The 12069-nt window shown below is 50.1% G+C and carries 14 protein-coding genes; 1 reads left to right on the top strand and 13 read right to left on the bottom strand.

Going from position 1 to position 12069, the window contains the following annotated elements; genetic code table 11:
- Nucleotides 1-10 precede the first annotated feature (10 nt).
- The 6 genes from KQI79_RS00635 to KQI79_RS00610 are packed head-to-tail and all read right to left on the bottom strand — an operon-like array spanning nt 11 to nt 3452.
- On the bottom strand, nt 11-787 hold the full coding sequence (locus KQI79_RS00635; protein ID WP_216536270.1) for a YlmH family RNA-binding protein: 777 nt from the start codon (nt 785-787) through the stop codon (nt 11-13).
- A gap of 15 nt (nt 788-802) precedes the next feature.
- A complete protein-coding gene (locus KQI79_RS00630; protein WP_216536269.1) occupies nt 803-1072 on the bottom strand; it encodes a YggT family protein in 270 nt (89 codons plus the stop codon).
- Between the two features lie 7 nt (nt 1073-1079).
- Nucleotides 1080-1526 (bottom strand): cell division protein SepF, encoded by a 447-nt coding sequence (locus KQI79_RS00625; RefSeq protein WP_216536268.1) that lies wholly within the window; start codon nt 1524-1526, stop codon nt 1080-1082.
- A complete protein-coding gene (locus KQI79_RS00620; RefSeq protein WP_216536267.1) occupies nt 1526-2218 on the bottom strand; it encodes a YggS family pyridoxal phosphate-dependent enzyme in 693 nt (230 codons plus the stop codon). Before KQI79_RS00620 ends, KQI79_RS00625 begins: the two co-directional genes overlap by 1 nt.
- A gap of 8 nt (nt 2219-2226) precedes the next feature.
- Nucleotides 2227-3078: a peptidoglycan editing factor PgeF gene (gene pgeF / locus KQI79_RS00615; RefSeq protein WP_216536366.1), complete on the bottom strand. Its 852-nt coding sequence runs from the start codon at nt 3076-3078 to the stop codon at nt 2227-2229.
- 50 nt (nt 3079-3128) lie between these two features.
- Nucleotides 3129-3452, bottom strand: a complete 324-nt coding sequence (locus KQI79_RS00610) for a YlmC/YmxH family sporulation protein (protein ID WP_216536266.1) — start codon at nt 3450-3452, stop codon at nt 3129-3131.
- A 161-nt stretch (nt 3453-3613) separates the two neighbouring features.
- On the opposite strand from KQI79_RS00610, the gene KQI79_RS00605 reads away from it, so the two are divergent.
- A complete protein-coding gene (locus tag KQI79_RS00605) occupies nt 3614-4123 on the top strand; it encodes a hypothetical protein (protein ID WP_216536265.1) in 510 nt (169 codons plus the stop codon).
- A 63-nt stretch (nt 4124-4186) separates the two neighbouring features.
- Here KQI79_RS00605 and sigG read toward each other — a convergent pair whose 3' ends face one another.
- From sigG to murA, 7 genes are all read right to left on the bottom strand, one after another.
- A complete protein-coding gene (gene sigG, locus KQI79_RS00600) occupies nt 4187-4969 on the bottom strand; it encodes an RNA polymerase sporulation sigma factor SigG (RefSeq protein ID WP_216536264.1) in 783 nt (260 codons plus the stop codon).
- A 126-nt stretch (nt 4970-5095) separates the two neighbouring features.
- On the bottom strand, nt 5096-5818 hold the full coding sequence (sigE, locus tag KQI79_RS00595; RefSeq protein ID WP_216536263.1) for an RNA polymerase sporulation sigma factor SigE: 723 nt from the start codon (nt 5816-5818) through the stop codon (nt 5096-5098).
- Nucleotides 5819-5845: 27 nt separating this feature from the next.
- A complete protein-coding gene (spoIIGA, locus tag KQI79_RS00590; RefSeq protein WP_367398121.1) occupies nt 5846-6760 on the bottom strand; it encodes a sigma-E processing peptidase SpoIIGA in 915 nt (304 codons plus the stop codon).
- Between the two features lie 528 nt (nt 6761-7288).
- The gene (gene ftsZ, locus KQI79_RS00585; RefSeq protein WP_216536262.1) at nt 7289-8401 is read right to left on the bottom strand and encodes a cell division protein FtsZ; all 1113 of its coding nucleotides are present in this window, start codon (nt 8399-8401) and stop codon (nt 7289-7291) included.
- A gap of 47 nt (nt 8402-8448) precedes the next feature.
- Nucleotides 8449-9699, bottom strand: coding sequence for a cell division protein FtsA (gene ftsA / locus KQI79_RS00580; RefSeq protein WP_216536261.1), 1251 nt, complete (start codon nt 9697-9699; stop codon nt 8449-8451).
- A 171-nt stretch (nt 9700-9870) separates the two neighbouring features.
- On the bottom strand, nt 9871-10623 hold the full coding sequence (locus tag KQI79_RS00575; protein ID WP_483311358.1) for a cell division protein FtsQ/DivIB: 753 nt from the start codon (nt 10621-10623) through the stop codon (nt 9871-9873).
- 147 nt (nt 10624-10770) lie between these two features.
- Nucleotides 10771-12054 carry a UDP-N-acetylglucosamine 1-carboxyvinyltransferase gene (gene murA, locus KQI79_RS00570; protein ID WP_216536259.1) on the bottom strand — a complete coding sequence of 428 codons (1284 nt, stop codon included), beginning with the start codon at nt 12052-12054 and terminating at the stop codon, nt 10771-10773.
- Nucleotides 12055-12069: the final 15 nt, after the last annotated feature.

The raw sequence follows: 12069 nt of genomic DNA, 5'->3' as shown, positions 1-12069 counted from the left end.
CTGCATCCGCTTATACAAATTTCCCGATTTTTACGCGGTATCTTCCTTTTTTTGTCACTCCGTCCATATCGATCACTTGAAACCGGCCGAATCCTTGCAGCGAGACGATATCGCCGGCTTTGAGCTGAGTCCCGGGGTTTTCCTCGACTTTCCAATTGATGCGGCAGCGTCCCGCTTTGATCGGATTTACGATTTTGGCGCGGCTCAACCGAAATACGTCGCTGGCAATGCCGTCTAAACGAAAAGAAGCCACCGTCAGGTTCAATTCTTCCAGACGAACGTTTGCCTTTTGCAACCGTTCCACAGGAAGAATCTCGGTTTGAACCCGTATCCGGTGCACTTGTCCAAGATTCATATGCACGAAAGGCGCGATATCCTCCGCCACCAAACAATGACAGCCCTGATCCGACACTTGTATGTCGCCGATTTTGCCGCGTTTGATGCCTAATCCTAGAACCGAGCCTAAATAATCCCCATGATCCAGCGAAGCGATTCGATGATCGTCCGAGGTGATTGCGATCACCGCAATCTCCGCGTCTTCGCTGTCCAAATCGCGGTATTCCGGAGCAATAAGCGCGCGTTTGCGTTCGGCTTCCGCATACCCGCCTTCGAAACGGACGATCACATCCGATTGCCTGTTAACGAGCGATTGCACGATAAAGGCTTGACGCGGGTCCAAAAAATCGGTTCGACGCACTTCATGCAGCTGAGACGCCCGCGTCACCCATTCCGAAGCGCGATCCACAAACGCATGTTCATCCGCATGGAAATGCTCGTAAATAGTCAATTCAGATCCCCCATCCTACGGCACGATCAAACCGATTAATGCAAGAATCCCGCGAACAACGTATTGAAGCACGAACAACGCAATGATCGGAGAAATGTCCAGCATGCCTCCAATCGCCGGAATAATTCGGCGGAACGGAGTCAAATACGGTTCGACCAGCTTGCCGAGAATATCACCGATAAAGCTCTCCCGAGCGTTAGGCACCCAAGAAAGAAGCACATAGACGATAATCATGTAAAAATAGATTCGATACAAAATCCAAACATATTCCGTGACTTGCTCCAAATCCCGGTCACCTCATTCTATTATAGTCTTGATCCTCCATAAACATTTCCGTAATGGAGCCTTGTATTTCCACGGTATCGGGCGTACATAGGAAAATATTGCCTCCCAATTTCGAAATGCTGCCGTTTAGCGCATAGATCGTTCCGCTCAAAAAATCGATAATGCGCAAAGCTTGATCGTTGCGTACACGCTGCAAATTGACGACGACCGATCTGCGCGAACGCAAATGATCGGCGATTTCCTGCGCTTCTTCGTAGGAACGCGGCTCGCTGAGGACGACTTTCGCGTTTTTTTGCGAATGTATGCTAACGACGTTGCTGCCCTTAAAGTTTTTACGCGACTCGAAGCTTGGGGTTTCATATTCATGTTCTTCTTGCACAATTTTTTCGCGTTCGACGACTTCCTCTTCTTCCTGCAGCCCGAGAAAATTCATGAATTTATTCATTACCCCCATTACACTTCCTCCTCTTTCCCCACCAATATTGAGCCGAGGCGAATCCATGTCGCCCCTTCTTCGACGGCCACTTCAAAATCACCCGACATCCCCATCGACAAATGGGGGATCGGTTGTTCCGTGATCGAGAGTTTGTTCAGCTCGTCTCGAAGTGTGCGCAATCCGCGAAAGACCGGTCGTGTTTGTTCCGCTTCGTTCGTCAGCGGAGCCATCGTCATTAATCCGACGACTTGCAGCCGCGGCATCGAGTGCAGCGCTTTGACAAATGGTATGAGCTGTTCGGGCTCAAGCCCGTACTTGGACTCTTCCCCGGATACGTTGACCTGAATAAAACAGCGGATATTCAGATCGGCGGCTGCCGCCTTCTTGTCCAATTCCTGCGCAAGCGAAAGGCGGTCCAGAGAATGAATATATGCAAATTTCCCGATGACGTTCTTTACTTTATTCGTCTGCAAATGGCCGAGAAAATGCCATGTTCCTTGATCGCCGAGCGCGTTCCACTTCGCTTCGGCATCCTGCCAACGATTCTCGCCGATATGAAGCAAGCCGTGCCGCAGCACGGAAGCCGTCTTCTCGAGCGAAACGTATTTCGTGACGGCGATCATTTCCACTTCGTCCCGCTTTCTGCCGCTTCGCGCGCAAGCGGCTTTCACCCGCTCTTCCACAAGCTCCATTCTTTGCTGTAAAGTCAAGTGAAGATTCACCTCTTTTCCAAGCCGATCCAACTGATCATTCGGCCTGTCTTCCCATGATCGCGCCGATGCGAAAAAAAATAATCGCCATGACAACTTGTACACCATGTTGAATATTCGATGTTCGTCGGCAAAATTCCTGCTTTTCGCAACATTTGTCGGTTCAATTGTTTCAAATTTAACATCGATTTGCCGTTTCCGCAATCCGTATAGAACGGCTCTTCCATAGCGAGTGCGTCGCCGAGATTGGCCGCGAAAGGTTTCACATGCTCCATTACGCGCTCGTCGACCTCATAACAACACAGCCCGATAGAGGGGCCAATACTTGCCAGTATGTCCTTCGGATCGCTGTCGTATGTATGACGCATCGTTTCCACCGTCGCCTTGGCAATCTCCGCAACCGTTCCCCTCCAGCCCGCGTGCGCGAGCCCCACAACCCGTTTTACCGGATCGACAAAATATAGCGGCACGCAATCCGCATAAAACGACGTTAACCAAACATCGGGCACATTCGTTACTAACGCATCCGCGTTTTGAATCGCCGTCTCCCGCGACTCGCGCCCGCTTCCCCGATCAGATTCGCCAACAATATATACGCGGTTTCCGTGAATTTGTTCCGCGCAAGTCCAATTTTCGAAAGAAAACGACAACGTTGCCGCAATTCGTTTGCGGTTTTCGATCACATCTTCGGGACGATCGTTCACGTGCAGGGCGCAGTTGAGCGAGCTCCACGCGCCGCTCCCGACGCCGCCGAGACGAGACGAGAAGCCCGCCGACAAGCCATCGACCCGCTTCATCCACGATTCCAAATAAAAAAGGGCGGGTGCGTCCGCTTTTTCCCGCAATACGAACGGTTCCATCATTCGCGTTCACCTCACCCTTATTGTAACATAAACATGCTTTCTTTTTTTCAATTTTGATAATACTTGCGATCCGGCTTCTCCTGTCTTTCATATCGTTCCTGGGGCATGGAGTCGTAATCGTCTTGGCGCGCCGTCCGCGCCTCTTCCATTTTCACAAGCACGACGTCCGCCCCGATCTTGACGATATTGCGCCAAGGAATAATCATTTCGCTCCCGCTGCCGAACAAGCCGAAAAATTTATTGTAGCTCGGCACTACGATCGCTTCGATTCGCCCTTGGCGCAAATCCAGCTCCAGATCGCTCACTTGCCCCAACTTCTTGCCGTCGATAATGTTGATTACGTCTTTCGTTTGAAAATCGGAAATTTTCATCAGACCGATCACCATCCCACATGTATAATATATGTGGAAATGTTCCAAAATGTCCTGACTTGGCAAAAAACAGCTTGGCCATTTTCTCAATAAAGGAAGATTTGGTTCTCGTTTCAGGTTAATATTGAAATTAGCAGCCAATCTCAAAGGAGGAATCCGCGATGAAACAATTCGCTTTTCTCTTGCTTCTATCGATCTTATTAATCATTTCAACATCTTGTTCCGGTCCTGCTTATAAAAGTATCGAAGAAGCGATCTCCTATTATGAATCAAGCGATAATTTCGCCGTCTTCCATACGGCTGAAGTCACTCATGGCGAAATCGCTTTTTATGAACGATTCACCCAACAAGACATTGCAGTAGCATTCATAAGTATGAATGGGAGGACGTACAACATTTATGGCATTGGAGGGTATTTAAGTCAAGATGACGAAGCTCCCGAATGGCATTATTCTTCGAGGGAAATAGCGAATAAAGCATACTCGATATACTTCGGAAGACTGCCGGAACGGCCTGCCGAAAAAATGTCTATTCGGTTTAATAAATTAGGCGTCGTGAAGGAAGCCTCGTTAACGCAGGCAAGTTCAAGCTTCGTATGGTTCGTCGTCTTTGACGAAAGAACCGAGGATCTTGATATTAGCGTGTTGTTCGGCGAGGAACGTGTAACCTAAATACAAACACAGGTCGCCCGGCGGTCATGGACACCGCTTAGCGACCTGTTTCTTTGCAGCCGGTCAGGACTTCACATGCTTTTGCATTTGCGTAATGGCCGATTTCTCCAAACGCGATACTTGCGCTTGCGAGATGCCGATTTCGTCGGCCACTTCCATCTGTGTTTTCCCTTCAAAAAACCTCATCGATAAGATCATTTTTTCGCGGTCGTTCAATTTGCGCATCGCTTCTCGCAGCGCAATTTCTTCGATCCAGGACACGTCTTTGTTTTTATCGTCGCTAATTTGATCCATCACATAAATCGGATCGCCTCCGTCGTGATAAATCGGCTCGAACAAGGATACGGGATCCTGGATCGCATCCAGCGCAAACACGACATCTTCCTTGGGAACGTTAAGCGCTTCGGAAATTTCAAAAATCGTCGGTTCGCGCGAGTTTTTATTCGTTAAGGCGTCGCGCACTTGCAACGCTTTATAGGCGATATCCCGCAAGGAGCGCGATACGCGGATCGGGTTGTTGTCCCGCAAATAGCGGCGAATCTCGCCGATAATCATCGGCACCGCATAGGTGGAAAATTTAACGTTCTGACTAAGATCGAAATTATCGATCGCTTTCATTAGCCCGATGCAGCCGACTTGGAACAGATCGTCGACAAATTCTCCCCGATTGTTAAACCTTTGAATGACACTTAGGACGAGCCTTAAGTTGCCGTTCACTAATTTCTCTCTTGCTGCTCGTTCGTTATTTTCTTGTAGAGCGACGAACAATTCGCGCATTTCCGCATTGGTCAGAACTGGCAGTTTCGCGGTATCAACACCACATATTTCGACTTTATTTCGGGTCACTGTGACTACCTCCCAAGGAGAAACATTAATGTTCATTATCTCCGAGGGCTGTATTTTTATTCCTTCCTCTAAACGCCGAATCGGACACGATTCGCACGATTCGACATCCCTTTATCTATCTTATCCTCACACCATTTTGTTGAATTCCTTGCGCAATCGTTTAATAATTCTTTTCTCGAGTCTGGAAATATAGGATTGGGAAATGCCGAGCAGATCGGCTACGTCCTTCTGCGTCTTCTCTTCCCCGTCGGTCAGGCCGAAGCGCAATTCCATAATGATCCGTTCCCGTTCGGACAGTTTATCTAACGCCTTATGCAGCAATTTACGGTCCACCTGTTCCTCGATGTTGCGGTAAATCGTGTCGTTCTCGGTGCCGAGTACGTCCGACAGCAGCAACTCGTTCCCGTCCCAATCGATATTAAGCGGTTCGTCGAATGAAACTTCCGTCCGGATTTTACTGTTGCGGCGCAAATACATTAAGATTTCATTCTCAATGCATCGCGAAGCGTATGTCGCCAGTTTTATTTTTTTCTCGGGATCGAACGTATTGACCGCTTTAATCAAACCGATCGCGCCGATCGACACCAAATCTTCTATGTTAATGCCGGTATTTTCGAATTTGCGGGCGATGTAAACGACAAGGCGCAAATTGCGCTCGATCAGCATCGCGCGAATGGCGGAGTCGCCGGAAGACAACCGTTCGAGCAAATATTCTTCTTCTTCCCGGGTGAGCGGCGGGGGCAAGGCCTCGCTTCCGCCGATATAGTAGATTTCTTCGCTCTTCAAACCAAATCGAAACAAAATACGGTAATAGTACAGTTGCAACATCAATTTCCATTTCAAGCGCATTACTGTTCCTCCTATATGTTTTATACTCTACTCGGACAAAGTTTGCAGCAATGCCGGATGAATGATCGCTTGATAGGTTCCGTCGGACGACAGCTTGCCGCCGTCCAATCCGATCAGAACCTTCGTACATTCCTCCGTCGTGCCCTCATAGGTAATGCTGACTTTATCCGGTTTGACAGCCAACATAAACTGCGTGCCCCGATTCACTCCGCGATACGGGACAAGACGCAACCGGTCGCTCCACTTGCACGCTTCTTCATCCAGTTTCAGCAGAAACTGATCCGCCTGCATCTCCTTCAGCCCGGAAGCCCAACGCTCGGGCAACGCTGTCCCCCATGTCGCCGCCTCCATAATCATGACAGGCGTTCGCGTCAGCGGATCGGTCAATTGATTGCCGGTATCGATCAGTCCGGTGCAACGCGCCGTCTCTCCTTCGATGGACACTTCCACTTCCGCCGTAAATCGGGTTATATTCTCCCGGTGATCGCGCGAGCGAATGACCGTTTTATAAAAAAGAATCATTGCCGCAAAACCGACCGCCGTAAATAAAAAACCGACTTTCAGTTCGAAGCTGAGACCGCCGGAATAGGAATACCAAATTCCGTTGAAAATTTCGCCCGAGCTTTGCAGCAAATAGTGAACCCCGAATATGCCGCCGGCCGCCGCGAAATTAACGATGTAGAAGGCTCCTAAATTTCGCAAATAGTTTTGCAAACTTCCAAAGCCGAACGCCGTCCACAGCATAACAAGGGAGAATACAAATTTGATCAAAAACGTAAACATAAAGGAGAGGGCCGGCACGAACATCATGACGACATAGGAAGCTCCGATGCAAGCCGCGGCGGCGATACGCCAAAACTTCGGCCGTATTTTCCGCATCCATGCCGTTGTCCACAATACGGTTCCGTCAATGAGCAAATTTGTTAGAAAAATAAGATCGATATAAACAACCAGTCCACTTCACCGCCTGCCTGAATGAAATCGTCTTCATCCTATCGTTAGACAACGGATGAAACTAGTATAGTAAAGCTTCAGTCCAAAGTCTGTCTAAACGCGCCGTTGCCCAGGTACTTTTTTTGTCGAAGCGGCGTGGAAGGTTAGTTCGCCGCGCTTGAAATGTGGAAATAGATCGCGGCCGTTGGAAAATATCCAACAGAAACGGCTAATCGGTTGATTGAATCGGAGTTCTGTTGGAAACCGTCCAGCGGATTTCCCCCGTTTCCACTCGTGAGGCTTATTTAACACAATTTCGTTGTATGATTTCCAATGGAAAACCGTATTTCGCCAAATTCAAGGATCAAGCATTGGATAAAATCCAATGGACAACATCCCATCATGCGTGCGTCCCATCCCGGAGACCCGGTTCAAGCCAGGCATCTCCCGGCCATACAAAAACCCGGCTCCGCATCCTTGCACAGGAAGCGAAGCCGGGTCTCGTGATGCCTGTATGAAATTCATTCAGCGAATCCATTAATCGAAATTGCGCGGACGATTGCGCAAAAACGTCGGTATATCCAATTGATCGCCTGAAGATTGATTGCCGAACGGGCGCAAATTGTTGATTTTGGGCTCCGTCGTTTCCGCCGGCGCCGTGCCGGCGGCAGGCTTGCGCGCCTGCGGCGCCGCCGACTTATGCTCGAACCCGGTAGCGATGACCGTTACTTTGATGTCGTCTTTCAAGCTTTCGTCGATGATCGCGCCGAAAATCATGTTCACGTCCGGGTCGGACGCCGAAATGACGATTTCGGCCGCTTCGTTCACTTCGTAAAGCGATAGATTCGCTCCGCCGGTAATATTCATAATCACGCCGCGGGCGCCTTCGATCGACGTTTCGAGCAGCGGACTCATGATCGCTTTGCGCGCCGCTTCCGCGGCCCGATCCTCCCCGTTCGCCATGCCGATTCCCATCAATGCCGATCCGCGCTCGGTCATGATCGTTTTCACGTCGGCGAAGTCGAGATTGATTAGCCCCGGTACGGCGATCAGATCGGAGATGCCTTGCACCGCTTGACGCAGAACGTTGTCCGCCGCGCGGAAAGCTTCCAGCATCGGCGTTTTCTTGTCTACGATTTCAAGGAGCCGATCGTTCGGAATGACGATCAGCGTATCCACTTTTTCTTTCAACGCTTCAATACCCGCTTCGGCTTGCGACAGGCGCTTGCGGCCTTCGAAAGTGAACGGGCGCGTAACGACGCCAACGGTAAGCGCGCCGCACTCGCGGGCGATCTCCGCGATGACCGGAGCCGCTCCCGTTCCGGTGCCGCCGCCCATGCCGGCCGTCACGAATACCATATCCGCGCCGCGCAGCGTGTTCATAATCAGTTCGCGCGATTCTTCGGCCGCCTTCTTGCCGACTTCCGGATTTGCGCCGGCTCCCAAACCGCGCGTCAATTTATCGCCGATTTGCAAACGATGCTCGGACTTTGCCAAATGCAAAGCTTGCGCATCCGTATTCACCGTAATAAATTCGACACCCTTCACGCCGTTCTCGATCATCCGGTTTACGGCGTTGCTTCCGCCGCCTCCAACCCCGATGACCTTAATCTGCGCGAGTGATTCCATCTCAAAATCAAATTCCAACATAATCTTCCATCTCCCCCTCAATGCGCCTGGATGGCCAATTCAAACCGCTATATAAAATCTTCAAAAAATTTCTTAACTCGTTCGATAAATCCCGGGGATTCCGCTGCAGGCTTAGCCGGTTTGTTGTTGCGATTGACCGTCTTCTTCGCGGCGCCTCCGCCGCTGCGCATTCTTACCGTTCTGCTCACGCTATGGATAATTCCTACGCCGCTTGTGAAAGCGGGATCGCGTACGCCGATGTAATCGGGCACTGCGATGCGGACGGTTGCATCGAGCTCGCTTTGGGCGATCTCAAGCACGCCCGGCATGGAGACGGTACCTCCCGTCAGCACATAGCCTCCGGGCAACTCCGCGTATCCCAGCCGCTTCGCTTCCCCGCGGACCATTTGGAATATTTCCTGGATGCGCGGTTCGATAATGGCCGCAAGATCGGCTTGCGAGAACTCTTTCTCCACATTGCTGCCGATTCGAATGACTTTGAACGTTTGATCCTCCGATGCGTCCCGCATCGTAGCGCAGCCGAATTTGAGCTTCACTTTCTCCGCTTGATCCGTCAATGTGCGCAGCCCGTAGGCAATATCGTTCGTTACGAACTCGCCGCCGATCGGCAGCGTGGACGTCGCAATCATCGAACCGTTCTGGAAGACGGCGATCGTCGTCGCGCCGGCGCCGATATCGACCAGCACGGCTCCCATCGTTTTCTCGTCTTTCGAAAGCGCGAGTTGCCCTGCCGACAAAGACATGAGCACCAGATCTTTCACTTTTAAGCCCGCTTTTTCAACGCAACGCAAAAGATTATGTATCGTCGTTTTGGCGCCGGTAATGATCGTCGCTTCCACTTCCAGGCGTACGCCGATCATTCCGCGGGGATCTTGTATTCCTTCAAGCCCGTCCACTACATATTGCTTCGCTACGACATCGATAATTTCCCGCTCCGGCGGCATTGCTACCACTTCCGCCGCTTTGAGGACGCGCTCGATGTCTTCGTCGCCGATTTCGCGATCTTCATTCGAAACGGCGACGACGCCGTGGCTCGATTGCAATCCGATATGATTTCCCGAAATTCCGACAAAAACTTCTGCTATTTGAATGCCGACCATTCTTTCCGCATGATCGACTGCATTGCGAATCGATTGAACCGTTTGGTCAATATCTACGATTGCACCTTTTCGGATACCTTCCGAGTCGGCAGATCCAACTCCAATAATATTAAGGGTTCCATTATTCATTTCCCCGATAATAGCACGAACTTTGGATGTACCGATGTCCAAACTAACAATGATATCATTGCTGCTCAATCCGTGGCACCTCCTACTTCTACCTAAAAAATAATAAATCCTGAAAATATACTCTCTACATATTCAACAAACTTTATTTTTTCCCTCTTTTTTCTACAATTTTTTTGCTAGTAATCTATTTCCAATTCACCTACATTCAGCCCATAATTATTATTCTAACATTATTTCTATTTATTGAGTAGTCTCTTTTTCTTGCTCCGCGCCATCTGCGGCGCCTTCGTACGGTATATAGGAATCGGCCGCCAGCATCGTGATGATGCCGGGCTGTTGCGTTTCGATAATGCCGCTCAAATATCTGACTTTATCTTGAAGAAGAGAGATGGCTGTGACGACCTCGAACTGCGAGCGGGTATATATTTTGATGCGGTCTTGATAAGACTGGGAAGGATACGGAATAATCTCCGAAATATCGGCGAGCAATTCGTTCGGAATTAACGCGAGCTCCTTGGACAGCAAGGCTTTGTTCGGATCGTCCGCCTTCCATTGCGTCAAAATCGGTTTTTCCACGATGACGTCCTTGTCCGTTAGCGAGACGTTCGTTCCATTCGCTAGAATAGCCGACAGATGTCCGTCCGTCTGTGACAATTCATACGCTACCGTGGCGAACTCCTTCACCTGTACGTCGATGACGCCGGGGAAATGCTTGTCCACTTTCACGTCCTCGATCGAGGGGATCGCAAGCAGCCGTTCGCGAATCGTTCCTTTGCTTGTGCCGAAATATTGGTCGCCGATCTTCACGCCGCTCGTCTTCCATAGTTCTTCGTTGGATACATAGCGATTTCCTGCAAACCGAACTTCGGAAATTTTACTGATTGATGATCTAAAAAATAAGACGGCGAGTAAAATAATAAAGAGGAGAAGCAAGATGAATAAAAGCTTGCGATTGCCTCTCGGCTTCACTTTCTTCTCTTTTAAAACCGGCATCGATTTTTGCATCCATTTCACCTCAAAAGTTTTACGGAGTAAAACTATCTTCGAAAGCGTCTGCACAGTTTTACGAAGTAAAACTTCTTCGAAAGCATACGCTATAAAGCCTATGATCCCCTTCGGCGAGGAAGGGGATGAAGGCGGTCAGTTTGCAAAATCAAGTTGTCTGGGTACGGGAGATTGCCGATATATGGACGCTCCCAAGCGATGAAACAGCTGTTCGATCCGATCGTAACCGCGGTCGATATGATGGACTTGTTCGACGATCGTTCTTCCTTGCGCCGCCAACCCGGCAATAACGAGCGCCGCGCCGGCCCGCAAATCGGTCGCTTCCACCGTCGCGCCGTACAGGCGGTTGACGCCCCGGATGAACGCCGAGCTTAGATCCACGCGAATATCCGCTCCCATACGCGTCAATTCGTCCACGTGCTTAAATCTACCTTCGAAAATATTTTCCTTCATCACGCTGAATCCGTCCGCAAGCGACAACAATACCATCACTTGCGATTGCAGGTCTGTCGGAAACGCCGGATAAGGCGAAGTCACGATGCGTTCGACGGCTTTCAGCCTGCCGGAACAGTTCACCTGTATTATATCATCGCCCGTTACGATTTGAACACCGGCCCGCCTAAGCACATGAATGAGCGAAGTCAAATGCGACGGATTCGCATTCGTCAGCGTCACATTCCCTTTCGTAACGGCGGCGGCGATCATTAACGTACCCGCAACGATCCGGTCCGGAATGATTTCATAGCTGCAAGGGGTGAGCGAATCGACGCCGTCGATCGTAATCGTGTCGGTTCCCGCTCCGATCACATGCGCCCCCATGCGATTCAGGAAATTTTGCAAATCTTGGATTTCCGGTTCTCTGGCGGCATTGGTCAGCGTCGTCGTCCCTTTGGCCAGCACGGCGGCCATCATAATGTTCTCCGTCGCTCCTACGCTCGGAAAGTCAAGATGAATATCCGCTCCTCTCAATTGTTTGGCGCGGCAAATGATCCTTTGATCCTTCTGGACGATTTGCGCTCCCAACATTTTTAACCCCCGCAAATGAAGGTCGATTTTCCGTTCTCCGATCGCACATCCGCCAGGCTGATAGATTTGCACCTCGCCGAAACGTGCGAGCAGCGGACCCATGAGAAATATCGAGGATCGCATCTGTCTCATTAATGCTTCCGGAATGTGCGAGGAGTGTGTGAAAGCGGTATCGATCATAACCTTCTCATCAGCATGTTCCGTACGGCAACCGATCTCCTCCAAAATTTGCAGCATGACTTCAATGTCTAAAAGTCTTGGAACGTTATGAAGCTCTACCTTCCCTTTCGCCAGAATGCTTGCTGCAAGAATCGGCAATGCGGCATTTTTCGCTCCATGGATACGAATGGTTCCTGATAGTGGTCGCCCGCCCTCAATCACCAATTTGTCCAATGTATCACCTCCGAG

The sequence above is a fragment of the Paenibacillus sp. MSJ-34 genome (genome assembly GCF_018918005.1).
Classification (GTDB): Bacteria; Bacillota; Bacilli; order Paenibacillales; family Paenibacillaceae; genus MSJ-34.
The sequence above is the reverse complement of the archived record's forward strand: the minus strand, read 5'-3'. Positions and strand labels throughout refer to the sequence as shown.

Bases quoted from the DNA above. Each gene is read 5' to 3' on its own strand.
- KQI79_RS00575 (WP_483311358.1), bottom strand. From the start codon at position 10,623: ATGCCGGTTTTAAAAGAGAAGAAAGTGAAGCCGAGAGGCAATCGCAAG.
- KQI79_RS00625 (WP_216536268.1), bottom strand. From the start codon at position 1,526: ATGGGGGTAATGAATAAATTCATGAATTTTCTCGGGCTGCAGGAAGAA.
- KQI79_RS00605 (WP_216536265.1), top strand. From the start codon at position 3,614: ATGAAACAATTCGCTTTTCTCTTGCTTCTATCGATCTTATTAATCATT.
- ftsZ (WP_216536262.1), bottom strand. From the start codon at position 8,401: ATGTTGGAATTTGATTTTGAGATGGAATCACTCGCGCAGATTAAGGTC.
- KQI79_RS00610 (WP_216536266.1), bottom strand. From the start codon at position 3,452: ATGAAAATTTCCGATTTTCAAACGAAAGACGTAATCAACATTATCGAC.
- sigE (WP_216536263.1), bottom strand. From the start codon at position 5,818: ATGCGCTTGAAATGGAAATTGATGTTGCAACTGTACTATTACCGTATT.
- pgeF (WP_216536366.1), bottom strand. From the start codon at position 3,078: ATGGAACCGTTCGTATTGCGGGAAAAAGCGGACGCACCCGCCCTTTTT.